We start from the raw sequence: 17,800 nt of genomic DNA on the forward strand, positions 1-17,800 counted from the left end.
CCGCGGCTCAACCGGCCTCCCACGCCGCTTTCGCGTGGCTCACGAACTCCGCCCGGCTGCCCGCCGTGATCGCCCCGATTCGCGTGCGGTAGCAGTCCAGCACCGCCTCGAACCCGGTCGCGTGCAGGAATTCACGCACCGCCGGCCGGTCGCCCGTCACCACGCGCAGCCGGTTGGCCGCCGTGCGGTCGTGGGCCGCGCGCACCTCGCGGACGCCCGCGACCGAGAGGAACGACAGCTCCGACAGGTCCAGCACCAGCACTTCCGGATCGCTCGCGAACACCTGGACGGCGGCCTCCCCGAGCTTCGGCGCCGTGCCCGCGTCCAGCTCGCCGGACAAGGCCAGCACGACGACACCGGACTCACCGCGCGTCCGGACGACCTGGAGCCGCTCCGGCTGGAAGGAACCGGTCATGGGGCACGCACCGCCCTCGGACGATCCGACGTGGTCCCCGATCGGCTACCCCCGCGCCGGAGCGGCAAAACCGGCTCAGGCGCGCATCAGGATGAAGTCGCCGTGGCCGCCGTAGCCGAGGACGTCCTCCGCGTACTGGGTGCCGTCGAACGTCGGCAGCCACCACCGGTTGCCGATCCGGACCAGCATCGGGTGCGGGATGTTCGTGCCGTACGGCGCGTCCAGCGTCCCCAGCTTGCGCAGCCGCAGGTCGTACACCGGGTACTCGCGGGCGTCGCCGTCGCTGGCGAACAGGTACCACCGCCCGCCCACCCGCTGCAGGATCGTGCCTTCGGTCTGGCCGACCGACGTGTCGGCGCCCAGCAGCGTCAGGCCGTGGTCGTAGTCGGCGCCGCGCGGTGCGGCCGCGAGCGCGGGGTGGAACACGAAGGACGGCTGCTGCGCGGGACTTTCGACGAACGCGATGTGCCACCGCCCGTCGATCCGGGTCAGCGCCGGGTCCCACGAGCTGACGGTGGTCGGCAGCGGGAGCTGCCGCGTCGGCAGGACGTGCACGCCGGAAAGGACGTTCTCCCGGGTCACCGTGTGCCGCACGTGGACGCCGGTGAAGGCGAAGTCGCCCCAGGAGCTCATCAGCAGGATGAACCGGTCGTCGTCGACGACGATCTGGCCCGCGTGGTCGCCGAGCACGACGCCGTCGCGCGCGAAGAACAGCGACGCCACCTGCTCCAGCTTGGTCGGATCCGCCAGGTCGAGCGTCCACACCGCCCAGTGCGCCTGCTGGAAGAAGCCGAGCCCGGCGTTGGTCATGGTCAGGTAGAGCTTGCCGTCGCGGATGACGGGCCGGCCGTCGGCGTACTGGACGACGTGCGGGTCGCGCACCCCCGCCTGGCCGTAGTAACCGGCCCGCACCCGGCCCAGCCGCGCCGGGCCGCGGCGTCCGTACGCGTAGCCGAGCTTGCCCAGCACGGCCGGGTCGCGCAGGTCGATCCGCGCGCGGACCTGGTCGCGCTCGGTCAGCAGCGGCCGCCAGCCGGCGCCCGTGTCGGCCAGCACCGTCACCGCGTTTTCGTTGACCACCACGGCGAATCCGAACGCTTTCGGCAAGCTCGCCGCGGCGGTCTTGACGACGGCGGTGCCGCTCGCGGTGGTGATCTCGATGCGGGCCTGCCCGGCGGCGGGGTCGTAGGTGCCGAGCACCGAGACGCCGTCGCCGGCCAGCCCGGCGACCACGGGAGCGCCGGCATCGAGCACCTCGACGGTCACCGTCCCGTAGGGCGCCTTCGGCCGGACGCCGGTCCGGACGAGGGCGCCGGGGCGGGCCGCGGTGTCGACCTGGACGAACTTCGGGGCGATCAGGGCGAAGGGCCGGAACTGTTCGGTCACGGAGAACTTCAGGGAGAACGGGTCGGTACCGGCGGCTTCGGCGGTCCCGCCGAGCAGGCCCGCGGCCGCCCCGGTCACCCCCAGCGCGGTGAGGGCACGCAGCACGTCGCGTCGATCGAAGTCGGTCACCTTTGACCTCCGGGTGGGGACGGATCGGACGGCTCAGTTTGCGACGTGGCATGCCACGTTGCAACCGGCGCGGACGCCCAGCCCGGGGCATGCTGGACGCGGCGTTCCGGCAAAGGGAGGTACCGGGTGGGCGGACGGACGAGCGAAGTGGCGTGCCCCCGGCCGCCGAGCCTGGCGACCGGACCGGTCTACCTCGACCACAACGCCACCACGCCGGTCGACCCGCGGGTCACCGAAGCCGCGCTGCCGTACTGGACGGGCTTTTTCGGGAACCCGTCGAGCGAACACGCCTACGGCGGCGAACCACGCCGGGCGCTGGCCGCGGCGCGGGCCCAGGTGGCCGGCCTGATCGGCGCGCGGCCGGCGGAGATCGTGTTCACCGGCTCCGGCTCGGAGGCGAACCTGCTGGCCCTGCGCGGCGCGGTGCTCGCCGCGGGGGCCCGGGACGCGCACCTGGTCGTCCAGGCGACCGAGCACCCCGCCGTGCTGGAGACCGCTCGCGCGCTCGGCCGGCTGCACGGCACCCGCGTCACCGTGCTGCCCGTCGACCACCACGGGCTCGTCTCCCACGACGCCCTGGCCGCGGCTCTTCGGACCGGCTCGGATCGCACAGTCGTGTCGATCATGGCGGCCAACAACGAGACCGGCGCGATCCAGCCGGTCGCGGACCTGGCCGCGCTCGCGCACTCCCGCGGCGCGCTCGTGCACTGCGACGCCGCGCAGGCGTGCGGGAAGATCCCGGTCGACGTCGGCGAGCTCGACGTCGACCTGCTGACGGTGGTCGGCCACAAGATGTACGCCCCGCGCGGCGCGGCCGCGCTCTTCGTGCGCGAAGGGGTCGCGCTGGAGCCGGTCGTCTACGGCGGCGGGCAGGAACGCGGCCTGCGGGCAGGCACCGAGAACGTCGCGCTCGCGGTGGCGCTCGGCACCGCCGCCCGGCTCGCGGCCGACGACCTCGACGCGGGACGGATCGCCGCGCTGCGCGACGACTTGCACCGGCGGCTGGCCGAGGCGCTGCCGGGCCGCGTCCGGCTCAACGGCCCCGAGGCCGCCGGGCAGCGGCTGCCGAACACGCTCAACGTCGGCATCGACGGCACCCGCGGCCACGAAGTGCTGGCTCGCGCACCGGAGATCGCGGCCTCGACCGGATCGGCGTGCCACAGCGGGGTGCACGAGCCGTCGCCGGTGCTGACCGCGATGGGGTTCGACGCGGGGCGGGCGCTGGCCGCGATCCGGTTGTCGCTGGGGAGGTGGAGCACGCAAGCCGATGTGGACACCGCGGTGCGGGCGCTCGCGGCGGCGGTCGTGGACCGCTGAGCCGGGACCTTCGCGGCGGCCATGCGGACCGCCCCACCCGATGAGCGAACCGGTCCCCGGCCACCCCGGCGTATTGTCGGAGCGTGCAGATGCCGACACAGCGGGGCAGCGGGCCCGTCCGCGGGCACGTTTGCCAGGGATACCGGCGGCGGGCCGAGTTCACCGCCCGGGCCCGGGACTTCCTGGCCGCGGGACTCGCGGCGGGGGAGCGGGTGCTCTACGTCGCCCCCGGTGACGAGGCCACCCTGATCGCCCAGCTGCGGGAAACCGGCCGGTTCGACGCCGGGTTGCGGCGCGGGGCGGTGCTGGTCTCCTCGGTCGACTCGACCTACACCACCGGGACCGTCGTCGACCCCGCCGGCCAGGTCCGGCTCTACGCCGCCGCGACCGAAGAGGCCCTCGCCGCCGGGTTCACCGGCCTGCGCGTCGCCGCGGACGCGACCTCGCTGGTGCGCACGCCCGCGCAGCTGGACGCCTTCGCCCGCTACGAGCACCTGGTCGACCGCTACATGGCCGCGCACCCGATGTCGGCGATGTGCGGCTACGACCTGACCGAGCTGGGCGATGACGCCGTCGCGCAGCTGGCGTGCATGCACCCGGTCGCCCACGAGGGCGCGACCCCGTTCCACCTGCACGGCCACGCGGGCGCCGGGACCGTCGCCGCGCTCGCGGGCGAGCTGGACTCCGCGGTGCGCCGGCTGTGGCCGCTGGCCCTGGAACGCGCCGACCTGCGGGCGGCGCCGGGGCTGATCGCGATCGACGCCGGCGACCTCGGTTTCATGGACCACCGCAGCCTCTTCGCCGTCGCCGACTACGCCGAGCGCCACGCCAAGACGGTGGTCCTGCGGACGCGGCTGACCACGCCGGGGCGCCTGCTCGGGCTGTTCGACCTGACCGGCGTCCGCGTGGAGGGCGTGTCATGACCGCCGAACCGGAGACCGCGCCGCGGGGCTACGACCACGCCGCCGTCCACTACCGTTCCGACGCCGAACTGCTCGCCGTCGCCGTCCCGTTCCTCGAGGGCGGGCTGACCGCGGGCGAACCGACCATGGTGTCCCTGGAACCGGCGCGGGCCGAGCTCGTGCGCGGCGCGCTGCCGGCGTCGGCGGACGTGCGATACCTGACCACGGACGAGCTCTACGTGCGCCCGGCCGCCGCGATCAAGTCCTACCGGACGATGATGGCCGGGCTGGTCGCCGGCGGTGCCACCGGGATCCGCATCTTCGGCGAGATCCCGCGCGCGGTGATCGACACGTCGTGGGACTGGTGGGCGCGCTACGAAGCCGCGGTCAACCACGCCTACGACGAGTTCCCGCTGCGCAGCATGTGCGCCTACGACACCCGGACCACCCCGCGCCACGTCCTCGACGACGTCGCCCGCACGCACCCCTTCGTCGCGACGCCCGGCGGCCGCCACGGCAACGCCGGCTACGTCGACCCGCCCGCCTTCCTGGCCGGTCCGCGGCCGGTGGCGCCGCTGCCGATCCAGCACACCGCCCCGCTCGTGGTGCTCGCCGACCCGCGGCCCGCGGTGGCCCGCCGGGCGGTGCTCGACCTCGGCAAGACCGACCTGCCCGTCGCCGAGCTCGACGACCTCGTCCTGGCGGTCAGCGAGATCGTCGACAACGCGCTGCGCCACGGCCGCGCGCCGGTCGAGCTGCGGATCTGGGCGGACCCCGACCACCTCGTCGTGACGGTGCACGACACCGGCGAGGGCCCGGGCGACCCGTTCGCCGGCCTGCTCCCGGCCGATCGCCGGATCGGCGGCCGCGGCCTGTGGATCGCGCACCAGATCTGCAGCCAGGTGGCGCTGTACCGCGACGAAACGGGCTTCACCGCGCGGCTCGTCGCGGGCGACCCGTGGCGGCACCGCCCGGCGGACTGAGGTCAGTCCTCCCGGCCCAGCGCGGCGCGGTTGTCGACCAGGGCGGCGGCGATCTCGGTCAGCTTGACGTTGAGCTCCTGCGAAGTGTGCCGGAGCAGCGTGAACGCGGCGTCCGCGCTGAGCCCTTGGCGGGCCATCAAGATGCCCTTCGCCTGACCGATCACGTCGCGGGACTCGAGCGCGCGGCGCAGGTGCGCGCGCTCCAGTTCGGCGAGTTCGGCCACGCGGGCGTGCTCCAGGGCGAGCGAGGCGTGCGTGGCCAGCAGCAGGGCGCGGTGGCGGTCGGTCGAGGTGATGCCCTCGCGGTGGGCGTAGATGTTGAGCGCCCCGGTGAGCCCCGCCGGACGGGACGTCGGCAGCAGGGCGGTGGACAGCACCGCGCCGAGACCGTGCGCCGTCGCCGCGGCGGCGAACCGCGGCCACGCCGGCGAGCGGGCGAGGTCCTGGTCGAGCGCGTAGGCGGGCCCACCGGGGGCGGCGGCGTCGAGACAGGGCCCGGACCCGCTGCGGTACTGGACGTCGTCGAGGTCGGCGGCGGTCTCCGGGATCTCCACCGGGGTGAAGAAGCGGCCGGCGGCGTCCCGCAGCGTGATGCTGACCAGTCGCGCGTGTGGCACGATGACGGTGGTCGCGGCGACCACGTGGTTCAGGGCCTGGGTGACGGTGGAGGCGTTCAGCAGGACCCGGGTGAGCGCGGCCAGCTGCCCGCCGAGCCGTTCCTCGGACGTCTGCTCGGTGCCTTCGCCCTCGATCGCCTCGTCGACGCCGGCGTGCACGGGCAGGGTGTCGCCGGGCAGGGCACCGCGCAGGATCCGGGCGTTCAGCGCGCCCGGGTCGAGCAGGACCGCCGACCGGACCCCCGCCCGCGCGCGCCCCGCGGCGAATTCGCCCAGCGCCCGCACCCCGGCCGCGGACAGCGTTTCGACGTCGCGCAGGTCGAGGATCACCAGGTGCGGCGGCGGCAGGGTGACGGTCGCGTCCACCAGCCGGGCGAGCGCGGCCGAAGCGGTTTCCGGGCCGAGCGTCCCAATGAGCCGGAGGACGAGGGCCTGCTCCGCGTCCATCGGCGTGACCTCGACGCCCTCCACGATGTCCCCACCTCCTCCGGCACCCGAAGAAGATCGGGTACCCGCACCGGCCGGTCCCAACCGGACGGGTCACCGGGTCGTGGCCGTCCCGTGGCCGCGCGGGGGATGCGTCGCCCCGCCGTAGTGGGTGGCCCCGAGCGTCACGGCGGCGACGAGCGCGACGGCGCCGGAGACCGTCACGATGCGCGCCGGGGTGCGCAGCCGCGGGCGGGGGAGGGGGATGTCGGCGGTGGCGTCGGACAGCCGCGCCGTCGCCCACCGGTAGCCGTGGGCGAGCGAGAACGCCAGCGTGGCCCCGATGATGAAGAAGTCCGCGACGTTGAAGGTGTACTTGCCGACGGGCACGAAGTCGATGGCGCCGCGGACGCTGCCCGGCGCGGTGACGTGGTGCAGCCCGAGGCGGTCCAGCAGGTTGCTGGTCCAGCCGCCGATCGCCAGCGCGGCCGGGGCGCGCAGGAGCACCGGGTGCCGCCGCCGCAGGAGCAGCAGCACGGCGGCCGTCAGCAGCGCGGCACCGGCCAGGTCGAGCACCGCACCGGTCACCGGACCGGCGTACCACGCGCCGACGACCGGTCCGACCAGCGGGTTGCCGCCGAAGTTGATGCGCGTCCGGGGCACTTCGCGCCAGGCCCACGCCTTGGTCACCTGATCCGCGACGACGACCAGGAGCAGGGCGTAGGCCGTCCACGGCGGGCGGAGAACCGGTCCTTCGAGCCGGGGCGTCCCGGCGGTGCCGTCAGGGTTCATCGGTACCTCACAGCGGCCGGGCGACCACGGTCGTCGCCCGGACGGGGGCTGCGTGGATTCGCGGGGGGTGGTTAATACCCCACCGGCGCCCCGGTCAAACCGCCGCCGGCCTCACCCGGCCGTCTTGACGACCGGCGCGTCCCGGCACAGTTCCCGGAAACCGACGCCGTAGTACAGCTCCCGCGCGGCCGGGCGCCCCGCCGCGCCCAGGCAAGCCACCGTCGCGTGCGTCGCTCCGGCGTCGCGCGCCCGCCGCAGCCCGTGCAGCAGCATCGCGCGGGCCAGGCCGCGCCGCCGGTACGCCGGGTGCGTCCCGACGGGTTCGAACTCGGCGGTCTTGTTCGGCTCGTCGAGCCACAGGATCGCCGAGGCCGCCATCGTCCCGTCCGGGGCCTCGACGAGGACGTGCAGGTCGCCGCGGTACGCGGTGGTCCGCCGGACGCCTTCGTAGCTTTCCGCCGTGTACGCGCTGGGCGCCCAGGCGTCGACGTGGGCCCGGACCGCGGCGGCGGTACCGGCCTCGGCCGCGGTGCGGAACCGGAAGCCGCCCGGCAGCACCGGCTCTTCGAGGTCGGTCAGGTCGCGTTCGTTGAGCTGGGTCCACGACCCGGTGTCGCCGAGCGCGGCCGGGTCGGGCCGGTAGCCGTGCGCGGCCCAGCGGGTCGAGGCGAACTCGTCGCCGGCGCCCGGCAGCGCCGTGCGTTCGACGGCGCCCGCCGTCGTGTCGAACCAGGTGATCACTTCGTCGAGCAGCTCGGCGTGGCCGGGGTGGACCTGGTGGATCAGGTTCGCGCCGGTGACGTCCTTGACCGAGCCGTCATTGAGCCGGACCCGGCGCGGGAGCTGGGCCCAGCCCCACGCCACCAGGTCCCGGCCGGCGAACCACAGCCGGCGCGGCCAGTGCGCGCCGTCGGCGGTGTGGCCGCGGCCCCAGTTCCAGGCCAGCTCGCCGAAGGAGGCGTCGCCGTTCACCAGGTCGGGGCGCAGCGCGGTGACCCGCTGGGCCAGACCCTGCATGAGCTCGACGTCTTCGGCGGTCAGCAGTTCGGCGTTCCCCATGGTCGGCCACCCTGGCAGGCGAGGAGCGCGGGCGTCGAACCGTTTTCGGCGCTAGAACCGGTCGGGGATCCCCGCCAGCACCGCGCTCAGGCTCGGGAGCCACCGCTGCCGCGGATCCGGCGCCGACAGCCATTCCGTCGCCACGTCCACCCGGCGCGGGCCGACCGGCAGCGGCAGCAGCGTTCCCCACGCCAGCACCTCGACGTTCCGGGGCAGCGCGTCACGCGGGGGGATGAGCCCGTCGGTTTCGGCGAGGAGGGCGACGCGCGGACCCTGCTGGGTGGGCAGGTGCATCGCCGGGCCCTGGCAGCCCGTCGCCACCAGCCGGGACAGGACCGGGCCCGCGCTGAGCTTGGGCAGCGTCACCGCGCAGATCCCGTTCTCCAGCGCCAGGAACGGGTGGACTCCCCGCCATTTCACCGGCCAGCCGAAGAGTCGGCCGTAGAAGGCGTCGACCCGGTCGCCCGCCGGGTCCCGGGGCGCGACAGGCACCTGCTGGTCGAGCGACATCGTCGACGCCTTTCCACTCGGTGGGGCAGTGGCCGCCAGCTTAACGGCACTCAGTGCCGTTAGCAAGCCCGGCTGCTACCGTCCCGGCCATGACCGATTCGCCGCGCCGCACGCCGGCCACCCGGGTCGGGGCGACCCCCGCGGGCCGGCGGCAGCTGCGCCGCGCCCTCGCCTCGGCGGCCGTGGACCTGTTCGCCGCCAACGGCTACGAGGCCACCACGGTGGACGACATCGCGGCCGCGGCCGGCGTCGGCCGCCGCACGTTCTTCCGGTACTTCGACGCCAAGGACGACGTCCTCTTCGCCAACCACGACGAGATCGTGGCCGAGATGGAAGACGCCTTCGCCGCCGCCGACCCGGCGCGCGACCCGGTCGAGGTGGCCTGCGACGCGGTCGGCCTGGTGCTCGACTCCTACGCCGACGACCTCGACGTGTCGCTCAAGCGCTTCGCCCTGACCCGTACGGTGCCTTCCCTGCGGGACAAGGAAATCGCGATCGTCGACCGCTACCAGCGCGTGCTCGCCCGCTACCTGCAGGCGCGCTACGAACAGCAGGGCGACCCGGCGGCGAGCCTGCGCGCGGCCGTCGCCGCCGCGGCCATCGCGGCCGCCAACAACCACGTCCTGCGGCGCTGGCTGCGCCGAGGTGGCGAAGACGACATCAAGGTCCGCGCGGCCGAGGCGTTCGCGCTGGTCGTCACCGCTTTCCGGGCCCCGCGCGCGGAACCGGCCACGGTCGTCGCCGTGATGACCACCGCGACGCCGCTGCACGAGGTCGTCGCCCAGGTGGGTGAGGTGCTCCGCCGACCGTAGTGGCACTGAGTGCCATGACCGCCGAAACCCGGTTTACACTCGAGTCCGTGGCGAAGCGGAAAAACGTGAAGCCGACGCCGTTCCGCGACCGAAACGGCGAAAACCCGTTCAACGCTTCGGGCGTGGTGCGGACGGGATCCCGGTGCTTCACCTTCGTCGACAACAAAGACCCCACCGCATTGTTCGAAATGACGTTCGACGCCGACCTGGACACGGTCGAACGCATTCGCCGGCGGCACCTGCTCGGCGCGGGCGACCTCGGTGACCCCGAAGGCCTCACCCGGATCGACCACGACGGCGAGACCCTCCTCGTCGTCGCCTCCTCGCTGTCGGTCGAGCGGAACCGGGTCAACGACGGACTGGTACGCGTCCGGTACCGCCCCGACGGGGACCTGCCCGCCGAGCCGATGGCCGGGTTCCGGGCCTGGCTGCTCGGCCACGTGCCCGCCCTCGCCGCGCCCGGCAGGCGGAAACCGGACGACGACGGCCTGAACGTCGAGGGCCTCGCCTTCGACGCCGGGACGAGTGCGCTCCTGTTCGGCCTGCGCGGCCCGGCCGTCACCGGACAGGTCACCCTGATCCACGTTCCCGTCGACCTCACCGGCGAGTGGACGACGGACTCGCTCGGTGCGCCCACCGTGCGCTCGGCCCGGATCCCGCGATCCGCGGCCGCGCAAGGGATCCGTGACCTCGACTGCGACGGCGACCTGCTGGTCCTGCTCGGCCGCTCGGCCAGCCACGACGACGCGCCGTTCCGGCTCGGCACCTGGCCGCGCGGCGGCGACACGGTCCGGCTGCTCGACATCACCTTCCACCGGACCGCGAAACCCGAAGGCGTCACGGCGTTCTCCGCCGGCGGCGAGCGGAAGATCCTCGTCGTCGACGACAACGGCGGTTACGCGGTCCTCTAGGAGAAGTACAGTTTCGACGCCGCCGGGTCCTGGACCACCCGGGGCCGCCCGGACGGCGCCGGGTCGGCGGCGAACGCCGCGCCCGCCCCGGTCCGGACGCTCGTCAAGGTGAAGTAGCCGCTGGTGGCGAAGGGGTCGTCCGGCGGGTCCACCTGGGTGACCGAGAACTCCTCGGCGTGCTCGGTGTTGTCGGCCGCGCGCGTGCAGAGCAGCCGGTGGCCCAGGGCCGAGGTCGTCGTGCTCGCGTGCAGGAACCGGCCGGACGCCTTGACGGACAGGGACTTCCCGGTGCCGAGCGTGTCGAAGCACCACAGATCGGCTTCGTCGACGTCGGCGGGCCGCAGCCGGTGGACGACCTCGAAGCTCCCGGGTTCGATGGTTTCGGTGCCGCTGGCGTGCAGGCACTCGTTGGTGACGTCTTCGCGGACGAACGCCCCTTCCGCGCCGGGCAGGCCGCCGCAGAGGTAGCCGGCGGACGTCGCGAGCCGCAGCTGCTTGCGGACGACGGTGAGCTGCGCGGGGACGTCGGGCACGCCGAGCCCGGTCAGCAGCGCGGCCATCCGCTCGAGCAGCGGCTTGAGCACCGTTTCCTGGGTCTTGTGGCCGAACACGCTCTCGCGGTAGGCGCGGATCTGGCCGAGCAGCTGCGCGCGGCGGCCCGGGTCGTCGCGCACGAGCTTGGCGAGCAGCCCGGCCGTGTCGATCCGGAAGTGCCGGGCCGGCTGCAGCGTCTGGTCGAGGCCCCAGGGGATCAGCTTGAACTCGATGTCGCCGACGCCGGGCGCGGCGACGGCGGTCTTGTCGTTGTAGACGTAGGTGTTGTTGGTGTTGCGGGAATAGCCGTCCCAGTGCTTGAGGAAGAACTCCATCGCGTACAGCTTGACGAACTGGTCGAGGTCGAAAACTTCGCTCGCGCCGGCCAGCCCGTGGGCGGCGATGTGGTCGATGGCGAACTTCAGGTCCGCCTTGTCCTCGAACTTCGACAGCGATTCCACGCCGATGAAGCCGAACCGGGCACCGACGAAGTCGTCCTTGTGCTCCAGCTCGTACAGGTTTCCGTCGGTGTGCCGGAAATTGCGCTCGATGTAGCGCGGCATGATCGGCTCGACGTTCACGAAGACGCCCGGGCTGTTCACGCCGGCGACCCCTTGGCCGATCGGGGTGCCGTTCACGAGCACCTTCGCGAAGTTGCCCCGGGAATAGGGGAGACCCGCGAGCTCGAACAGCCGGTAGCCCAGCAGCTGCCGGAGGTAGGAAAGGTCCTGGACCGAGTTGTTGAGCGTCAGGTACCGGGTCCCGATCAGGTCCCGGATCGGTGCCTTGTTGGCGTCTTCGAACTTCCCGAAATCGACGTGCAGGCACGGCTTGTCGCTGTTGATCGAACCGCAGAAGGACTTCTTCTTGATTCCCACGTCGGCGAACGTCTTCTTCGCGGGGAACTTCGTCCCGGAGATCGTGACCGACGCCTTCCGCCAGGTGTAACGGCTTCCGCCGGCCCAGTCGAAGTTGCACACGCCGCCGGCCGGCTGTTCGGTGCGCACAGCGTCCCAGTCCGCCGGTGGCAGCGTGATCTCGATCGTCAGCACATTGTCGATCTCGTAGAGGGAATCGAGTGCCTGCTGCTCCTGAGCGCCCATCACGTCATGGTACGACCGATTTCCCGGGCCGGACGCGCAGAAAATTCAGCAACGAATTTCGCGTTCGGGCCTTTTCCGGTTGCTGTATCACTTCGCCCGGGAGAGGTGGACGGCGGTGATACCGGCGAGGACGAGGTCCAGCCCGGCGAGGAACTGCTCGCGGTCGTCGTGCCCGCGCACCTCGGCCGCCACCGCGCGGGTGAACGGGTACTCGTCCGGGTCCAGTTCCTCCCAGGCCGTCGAGACGGCGTCGAGGAATTCCGCGCGGTCCGCGCCGGCCGGGACACCCGCGGTGTTCGCGGCGTTCTGGCCGGCGGCGCCGAAGATGTAGCTCACCAGGGCGGAGGTCGTCGTGAACAGGTGGCCGGCCGGCACCCCCAGTGCGCGGACCTGGCGGCCGATGCCTTCGAAGATCCGGGCCGTCACCGACCCCCACGGGGTGCGCGCGAGCTGCAGCGCCAGCTGCGTGCCGAGCCACGGGTGCCGCTCGATGGCGTCGAACAGGCCGAGCGCGACGGCGCGGATCTCCTCACGCGGTGAGCCGGGGGAGCCGGCGGCCAGCGCGGCGGCGATGACCCCGTCGGTCGCCGCGTCGAGCAGCTCGCCCTTGTTCGCCACGTGCCAGTAGATCGCGCCGGCCCCGGTGGCGAGGCGCTCGGTCAGCGTCCGGAACGTCAGCCCGGCCTCGCCGGCCGTGTCGAGCAGCTCGACCGCCGCCTCGACGATGCGGTCGCGGCTGAGGGCGTCGGAGCGGCGGGTGCGGGGTGGCATGCCTCATCTTGACACATCTGGAATGACGTTCCAAACTGATGGAACAACATTCCAGAAGGAGGCATCATGAACGTCACGATCATCGGAGCCGGGCTCGGCGGTCTCGTCCTCGCCCGTGTCCTGCACGTCCACGGCATCGCGGTCACGGTCTACGAGGCCGAAGGGTCCCCGGCCGCCCGCAAGCAGGGCGGCCTGCTCGACATCCACGTCGGCACCGGCCAGGTCGCCCTCGAAGCCGCCGGCCTGACCGACGGGTTCCGCGGGCTGGTCCTGGAGGGCCACGAAGCCACCCGGGTCCTCGACCGCACCGGCGCGGTCCTGCACGACGAGCCCGACGACGGCACCGGAGGACGCCCCGAAGTGCCCCGCGGCGAGCTGCGGCAGCTGCTGCTCGACTCGCTCCCGGAGGGCACCGTCCACTGGGGACACAAGGTCACCGGCGTCCGCGCGCTGGGCGGCGGCCGCCACGAGGTGACCTTCGCCGGCGGCACCACCGTCACCACGACGCTGCTGGTCGGGGCGGACGGTGCCTGGTCGAAGGTCCGGCCGCTGCTTTCGGATGCCACGCCCGCCTACATCGGCCGGTCCTACGTCGAGACCTTCCTGTACGACAGCGACAACCGGCACCCGGCCGCCGCGAAGGCGGTCGGCGCCGGAGCCTTGCTCGCGCTCGCCCCGGGCAAGGGGATCCAGGCCCACCGCGAGAAGGACGGCACGCTGCACACCTACGTCGCGCTGACCCGGCCGGTCGAGTGGTTCGGCGACTTCACCGACGCGGCCGCCGCCGTCGAGCGGACCGCGCGGGAGTTCGACGGCTGGGCCCCCGAACTCACCGCGCTGATCACCGACGGCGACACCCCGCCGGTCCTGCGCCCGCTGCACACGCTGCCGGTCGAGCACCGGTGGGAGCGGGTCCCGGGCGTCACGCTCATCGGCGACGCAGCGCACCTCGCCGCGCCGAACGGCGAAGGCGCGAACCTGGCGATGCTCGACGGCGCCGAGCTGGCCCTGGCCCTGGCCAAGCACGACGACGTCGAGACCGCGCTGGCGGAGTTCGAGCGGACCATGTTCCCCCGCAGTGCCGAAGCGGCGGCCGACGGCAACGAGCTCCACGAGCTGCTCTTCGGCGACGACTCACCGCACGGCCTGATCACCATGTTCACCGGAGGGAACCCGTGAACGCGCCGACCGCGGCGTAGTCGCTGACCGCGTCCGGGGAGATCACCTCGGCCGGCGGGCGGCCGCGCAGGATCTGCTTGATCGGCGTCTCCAGCTTCTTGCCGGTCAGGGTGCGCGGGATCGCCGGGACCGCTTCGATCCGGTCGGGCACGTGCCGGGGTGAGAGCTCCTCGCGCAGGGCCGTCCGGATCCGCTGCCGCAGGTCGTCGTCGAGCCCGGCCGGGGTGACGACGAAAAGGAGCAACCGGCCGGGCCCGCCGTCGCCGTCCTCCAAGTGCACCACCAGGGAGTCCTCGACGCCGGGCAGCTCCTCGACGACGGCGTAGAACTCGGCCGTGCCGAGCCGGACGCCACCGCGGTTGAGCGTGGCGTCCGACCGGCCGGAGATCACGAACCCGCCCTCCGGCGTCCTCGTCACCCAGTCGCCGTGGCGCCAGACGCCCGGATACGTGTCGAAGTAGGCCGCGCGGTACCGCCGGTGCCCGGGGTCGTTCCAGAACCCGACCGGCATCGACGGCAGCGGCCGGCGCACGACCAGCTCGCCCACCTCGCCGACGACCTCGTGCCCGGCCGCGTCGAACGCGGTGACGTCGACGCCGAGGCACGGCGCGGTCAGCTCGCCCCGCCGCGGCGGCACCCACGGGTTGCCGGCCACGAACGCCGAGCAGATGTCGGTGCCGCCCGACATCGAGTTCACCGGGACGCCCAGGCGCTCGGTGGCCCAGTCGAACCCCTCGGCGGGCAACGGCGATCCCGTGACGCCGAGCGTCCGCAGGTGCGGCAGGTCGCCGGGCTCGACGCCGGCCGCGCGGCACGCCATCAGGTACGCCGGGCTGGTGCCGACCAGCGTCGCACCTTCGGCGAGCCGCCACTGCGCGCCGAGGTCCGGGTACTGCGGGTTCCCGTCGGTCAGCACCACGGCGGCCCGCCGCAGCAGGCCGGAGACCAGGACGTTCCACATCATCCACGCCGTCGTGGTGTGCCACAGGAGCCGGTCGCCGGGGCGGGTGTCCAGGTGGAACGCGTGCGCCTTCAGGTGTTCGAGCAGGATCCCGCCGTGGCCGTGCACGATGGCCTTCGGCAGCCCGGTCGTCCCGGAGGAGAACAGGACGTACAGCGGGTGGCCGAACGGGACCCGGTCGAAGCCCGGCTCCGGTGCCGAGGCGAGCAGCTCCGGCCAGGAGACGTCGGCGTCCACTGTGTACTGTCCATACGGGACGCCGATGACGTGCCGGACGGACGGCAGCCCGGCGCGGATCGCCGTCACGTCGGCGCTCTTGCCGATCTCTTTCGTGCCGTGGGTGTAGCCGCCGACGGCGAGCAGCACCGTCGGCTCGATCTGGGCGAACCGGTCGACGACGCTGCGGGCGCCGAACTCCGGCGCGCACGCGGCCCACACCGCCCCGAGCGACGCGCACGCCAGGAACGCCACCAGCGTCTCCGGGATGTTCGGCAGGTACGCCGCCACGCGGTCGCCGCGCCCGACGCCGAGCCGGCGCAACCCGGCCCGGGCGCGGGCGACCTGATCGGCCAGTTCGCCGGACGTCAGCGACAGCGAAGCGCGCGTCTGGGAGTGCGCGACCACGGCGAGGTCGTCGCCGGCACCACCCAGCATGTGCTCGGCGTAGTTCAGCTCCGCGCCCGGGAACCACTCGGCGCCGGGCATCCCGGCCGAACCGAGGACGCGGTCGTAGGAGCCGCGGACTTCGAAGTGGTCCCAGACCTTCGCCCAGAACCCTTCGAGGTCGGTGACCGACCACCGCCACAGCTCTTCGTAGGAGCCGAAGCCCCGGCCGAAGGCGTCCAGCTCGCTCATGCGCCGTCGTGGGCGTCGGTCATCAGGTCGGCCAGGTCCTCCGGCGCGAGGAACGACGGCGGGGGCGGCGGGCCCCAGGCGTAGAGGCTCTTCTCGCCGGCGACGACGCGGGGCTCCCAGAGCTGGTCCTCGAGGATGCAGTCGATGTCGGAGTAGTACTCGGAGAAGTTGCCGGCCGGGTCGCGCAGGTACCAGAAGAAGTTCGACCCGATGTAGTGCCGGCCCAGACCCCACGTGTGGCGTTCCGGGTGGCCTTCGAGCATCGCGGTGGCGCCGCGGCCGACCTCGTCGACGTCGTCGACCTCCCACGACGTGTGGTGCAGGAAGCTGACCGGCGCCTGCTGGACCAGCACGTTGTGGTGGTCGGTGGAGCAGCGCATGAACGCGGCCAGGCCGGGGGCCTCGTCGCTGACCTTGAACCCGAGGCCCTCGGTGAAGAACCGCTGGGTCGCGGCCTGGTCGGTCGAGCCGAACACGACGTGCCCGAGCTTGCGCGGCCGCACCGCGGGCTCCCGGTCGATGCCCGGCGCGCGGGTGTTCGCGCGCTCGATCCGGCCGGGTCCGTTGTAGGCCACCGGTTCCGGCGCCTCCTGCGTCAAGCGGGGTGCGACCGACACGACGACGTCGAGCCCGGTGATCGGGTCCTTTGTGTACAGTGCATCGCCGTCGATGCGGCTCTCGACGTCGAGGCGGGCCAGCGACGCGGTGATCCGGCCGAGGTCGTCCGGGTCGTCGGCGCCGATGCCCAGGCTGAGCAGCCGGCGCTGCGCGGTCCGGCGCAGTTCGAGCTGCTCGCCGCCGTCGGCGGTGGCGAACCCGGAGGCGGTCGGCGTCAGGCCGAACTGGGTGTAGTACTTCGCGGTCTCGTCGACGTCCGGAACGCCGATGGCGATCTTGGTGAGGCGGTGCAGGCTCATGAGGAGTCCTCGGGGTCAGATAAGCGGGGTGATCTGGTCGTCGCGACCGAGCAGCGCTTTGCCGTAAACCTCGTAGTTGACCGCGGGCAGCACGATCGCGTGCCGGGCGGCCACGGCGGAGTCGCGCCAGATCCGCTGCAGCGGGTTGACCTCGGCGAAGCTGCCGGCGCCGTGCGCGGAGAGCAGGACGTCGATCGCGCGGGTGATGTTCTCGACGGCCCAGCCGGTGTCGGCGCGGGTCCGGGCGCGGGTTTCGAGATCGGGGAAGGCGCCGGCCGACGCCGTGTCGATGTCGTCGGCCGCGCGGTAGGCGTGCAGGTGCGCGGTGTCGATCCGCATCGCCGCTTCGGCCAGCTGCAGCTGGAAGGCGACGGACTCCGCCTGGGTCGCGTAGTTCGTGTAGGAGATCGCCTTGCGGGCGGCCTTTTCGCGCACCAGCTTCAGCGCCTTGCGGCCCAGCCCGAGCTGCGGGCCGGCCAGTACCAGCGTGAGCACCGGGACGAGCGCGGCCCGGAACAGGTCCTCCTCGGGCTCGCCGTTCGCGTACTGCCCGCCGATGGCCGGCGGCACGGACATCACGCGGTGTTCCGGCACGAAGACGTCGTCGGCGATCAGGCAGTTGGACCCCGACGAGCGCATCCCGGCGACGAACCACGTGTCCTCGAAGCCGAGGTCGGTGCGGGGGACCAGGGCCATGCCCTGGTCGACGACCTCGCCGCGCTCGTCGGTCAGCGGGATGCCCAGGCCGGCCCAGTCGCCGTGCCACGAGCCGGAGTTGTAGTACCAGCGGCCGGTGACCCGCCAGCCACCGTCCACTTTGGTCGTTTCGGCGGTCGGGGAGAGCACGCCCGACACCTTGGCGTCGGGGTTCGCGCCCCAGACGTCGTCCTGGGCCTGGACGCTGAAGAGTCCCGCGAGCCACGCGCAGACGTTGCTCAGCGCGACGACCCAGGCGGTGCCGCCGTCGGCCTCGGCGACCGCGGCGGAGACGTCGAGCATCGCGCGGACCGGCAGCCCGTAGCCGCCGTAGCGGCGCGGCTGGGCGATCTTGAACGCGCCGACGTCGGTCAGCGCGGCGATGCTCTCTTCGACGACCCGCCGGTCGGCCTCGCCCTGGGCGGCGTTGCGCTCCAGCAGCGGCTGGATGTCGGCGATGCGGGCGAGGAGCTGGTCGAGGGTGGGCGCGGGTTGTTCGGTCGCGAGGGTCATGACGGCGGTGTC

17 protein-coding genes are annotated in these 17,800 nt (G+C 73.2%); 6 read left to right on the top strand and 11 right to left on the bottom strand.

What is annotated here, in order from left to right; genetic code table 11:
* Positions 1-7 precede the first annotated feature (7 nt).
* Together BLV96_RS00900 and BLV96_RS00905 are read right to left on the bottom strand one after the other, a co-directional pair.
* Complete coding sequence (locus BLV96_RS00900) at positions 8-415, bottom strand: STAS domain-containing protein (RefSeq protein WP_086674350.1); 408 nt, start codon at positions 413-415, stop codon at positions 8-10.
* A 75-nt stretch (positions 416-490) separates the two neighbouring features.
* Entirely contained in the window at positions 491-1,930 is a 1,440-nt protein-coding gene (locus BLV96_RS00905) for a glycoside hydrolase family protein (protein WP_086674349.1), read from the bottom strand.
* 126 nt (positions 1,931-2,056) lie between these two features.
* Here BLV96_RS00905 and BLV96_RS00910 point away from each other — a divergent pair, with 126 nt between their 5' ends.
* From BLV96_RS00910 to BLV96_RS00920, 3 genes are all read left to right on the top strand, one after another.
* Positions 2,057-3,247: a cysteine desulfurase family protein gene (locus tag BLV96_RS00910; protein WP_244179983.1), complete on the top strand. Its 1,191-nt coding sequence runs from the start codon at positions 2,057-2,059 to the stop codon at positions 3,245-3,247.
* Positions 3,248-3,336: 89 nt separating this feature from the next.
* Positions 3,337-4,170, top strand: a complete 834-nt coding sequence (locus tag BLV96_RS00915) for an MEDS domain-containing protein (protein ID WP_143050920.1) — start codon at positions 3,337-3,339, stop codon at positions 4,168-4,170.
* Complete coding sequence (locus BLV96_RS00920; protein WP_086674371.1) at positions 4,167-5,132, top strand: anti-sigma factor RsbA family regulatory protein; 966 nt, start codon at positions 4,167-4,169, stop codon at positions 5,130-5,132. Before BLV96_RS00915 ends, BLV96_RS00920 begins: the two co-directional genes overlap by 4 nt.
* Positions 5,133-5,134: 2 nt before the next feature.
* Here the strand turns inward: BLV96_RS00920 and BLV96_RS00925 are convergent, their stop codons facing one another.
* The 4 genes from BLV96_RS00925 to BLV96_RS00940 all read right to left on the bottom strand — a co-directional run bounded on the left by BLV96_RS00925 (position 5,135) and on the right by BLV96_RS00940 (position 8,536).
* The gene (locus tag BLV96_RS00925; protein WP_244179984.1) at positions 5,135-6,220 is read right to left on the bottom strand and encodes an ANTAR domain-containing protein; all 1,086 of its coding nucleotides are present in this window, start codon (positions 6,218-6,220) and stop codon (positions 5,135-5,137) included.
* A 69-nt stretch (positions 6,221-6,289) separates the two neighbouring features.
* Positions 6,290-6,967, bottom strand: a complete 678-nt coding sequence (locus BLV96_RS00930; protein WP_086674348.1) for a signal peptidase II — start codon at positions 6,965-6,967, stop codon at positions 6,290-6,292.
* Between the two features lie 111 nt (positions 6,968-7,078).
* A complete protein-coding gene (locus tag BLV96_RS00935) occupies positions 7,079-8,026 on the bottom strand; it encodes a GNAT family N-acetyltransferase (protein ID WP_086674347.1) in 948 nt (315 codons plus the stop codon).
* A 51-nt stretch (positions 8,027-8,077) separates the two neighbouring features.
* Positions 8,078-8,536, bottom strand: coding sequence for a glycogen operon protein GlgX (locus BLV96_RS00940; protein ID WP_086674346.1), 459 nt, complete (start codon positions 8,534-8,536; stop codon positions 8,078-8,080).
* Between the two features lie 89 nt (positions 8,537-8,625).
* On the opposite strand from BLV96_RS00940, the gene BLV96_RS00945 reads away from it, so the two are divergent.
* The gene (locus tag BLV96_RS00945) at positions 8,626-9,348 is read left to right on the top strand and encodes a TetR family transcriptional regulator (protein ID WP_086674345.1); all 723 of its coding nucleotides are present in this window, start codon (positions 8,626-8,628) and stop codon (positions 9,346-9,348) included.
* A gap of 47 nt (positions 9,349-9,395) precedes the next feature.
* On the top strand, positions 9,396-10,259 hold the full coding sequence (locus BLV96_RS00950) for a DUF3616 domain-containing protein (RefSeq protein ID WP_244179985.1): 864 nt from the start codon (positions 9,396-9,398) through the stop codon (positions 10,257-10,259).
* Here BLV96_RS00950 and BLV96_RS00955 read toward each other — a convergent pair.
* Both BLV96_RS00955 and BLV96_RS00960 read right to left on the bottom strand, forming a co-directional pair.
* Positions 10,256-11,896: a CotH kinase family protein gene (locus BLV96_RS00955; RefSeq protein ID WP_086674343.1), complete on the bottom strand. Its 1,641-nt coding sequence runs from the start codon at positions 11,894-11,896 to the stop codon at positions 10,256-10,258. The genes BLV96_RS00950 and BLV96_RS00955 overlap by 4 nt on opposite strands.
* 87 nt (positions 11,897-11,983) lie before the next feature.
* Positions 11,984-12,667: a TetR/AcrR family transcriptional regulator gene (locus BLV96_RS00960; RefSeq protein ID WP_086674342.1), complete on the bottom strand. Its 684-nt coding sequence runs from the start codon at positions 12,665-12,667 to the stop codon at positions 11,984-11,986.
* A 66-nt stretch (positions 12,668-12,733) separates the two neighbouring features.
* Here BLV96_RS00960 and BLV96_RS00965 point away from each other — a divergent pair, with 66 nt between their 5' ends.
* Complete coding sequence (locus BLV96_RS00965) at positions 12,734-13,846, top strand: FAD-dependent oxidoreductase (RefSeq protein WP_086674341.1); 1,113 nt, start codon at positions 12,734-12,736, stop codon at positions 13,844-13,846.
* Here the strand turns inward: BLV96_RS00965 and BLV96_RS00970 are convergent.
* From BLV96_RS00970 to BLV96_RS00980, 3 genes are read right to left on the bottom strand one after another with little or no spacing between them, the layout of a single operon-like run.
* Positions 13,827-15,662, bottom strand: coding sequence for an acetoacetate--CoA ligase (locus BLV96_RS00970; RefSeq protein ID WP_086674340.1), 1,836 nt, complete (start codon positions 15,660-15,662; stop codon positions 13,827-13,829). The two genes, BLV96_RS00965 and BLV96_RS00970, sit on opposite strands and share 20 nt — an antisense overlap.
* Positions 15,659-16,579, bottom strand: a complete 921-nt coding sequence (locus BLV96_RS00975) for a VOC family protein (RefSeq protein WP_086674339.1) — start codon at positions 16,577-16,579, stop codon at positions 15,659-15,661. The genes BLV96_RS00970 and BLV96_RS00975 overlap by 4 nt, the downstream gene beginning before the upstream one ends.
* A 15-nt stretch (positions 16,580-16,594) precedes the next feature.
* On the bottom strand, positions 16,595-17,788 hold the full coding sequence (locus BLV96_RS00980) for an acyl-CoA dehydrogenase family protein (protein WP_086674338.1): 1,194 nt from the start codon (positions 17,786-17,788) through the stop codon (positions 16,595-16,597).
* Positions 17,789-17,800: the final 12 nt, after the last annotated feature.

It is taken from the genome of Amycolatopsis pretoriensis (assembly GCF_900107925.1).
Classification (GTDB): domain Bacteria; phylum Actinomycetota; class Actinomycetes; order Mycobacteriales; family Pseudonocardiaceae; genus Amycolatopsis; species Amycolatopsis pretoriensis.

Coding starts and splice junctions, on each gene's coding strand:
- BLV96_RS00940 (WP_086674346.1), bottom strand. CDS start 8,536: ATGTCGCTCGACCAGCAGGTGCCTGTCGCGCCCCGGGACCCGGCGGGC.
- BLV96_RS00960 (WP_086674342.1), bottom strand. CDS start 12,667: ATGCCACCCCGCACCCGCCGCTCCGACGCCCTCAGCCGCGACCGCATC.
- BLV96_RS00930 (WP_086674348.1), bottom strand. CDS start 6,967: ATGAACCCTGACGGCACCGCCGGGACGCCCCGGCTCGAAGGACCGGTT.
- BLV96_RS00935 (WP_086674347.1), bottom strand. CDS start 8,026: ATGGGGAACGCCGAACTGCTGACCGCCGAAGACGTCGAGCTCATGCAG.
- BLV96_RS00955 (WP_086674343.1), bottom strand. CDS start 11,896: ATGGGCGCTCAGGAGCAGCAGGCACTCGATTCCCTCTACGAGATCGAC.
- BLV96_RS00975 (WP_086674339.1), bottom strand. CDS start 16,579: ATGAGCCTGCACCGCCTCACCAAGATCGCCATCGGCGTTCCGGACGTC.
- BLV96_RS00915 (WP_143050920.1), top strand. CDS start 3,337: ATGCCGACACAGCGGGGCAGCGGGCCCGTCCGCGGGCACGTTTGCCAG.
- BLV96_RS00965 (WP_086674341.1), top strand. CDS start 12,734: ATGAACGTCACGATCATCGGAGCCGGGCTCGGCGGTCTCGTCCTCGCC.
- BLV96_RS00920 (WP_086674371.1), top strand. CDS start 4,167: ATGACCGCCGAACCGGAGACCGCGCCGCGGGGCTACGACCACGCCGCC.
- BLV96_RS00900 (WP_086674350.1), bottom strand. CDS start 415: ATGACCGGTTCCTTCCAGCCGGAGCGGCTCCAGGTCGTCCGGACGCGC.
- BLV96_RS00980 (WP_086674338.1), bottom strand. CDS start 17,788: ATGACCCTCGCGACCGAACAACCCGCGCCCACCCTCGACCAGCTCCTC.
- BLV96_RS00945 (WP_086674345.1), top strand. CDS start 8,626: ATGACCGATTCGCCGCGCCGCACGCCGGCCACCCGGGTCGGGGCGACC.
- BLV96_RS00970 (WP_086674340.1), bottom strand. CDS start 15,662: ATGAGCGAGCTGGACGCCTTCGGCCGGGGCTTCGGCTCCTACGAAGAG.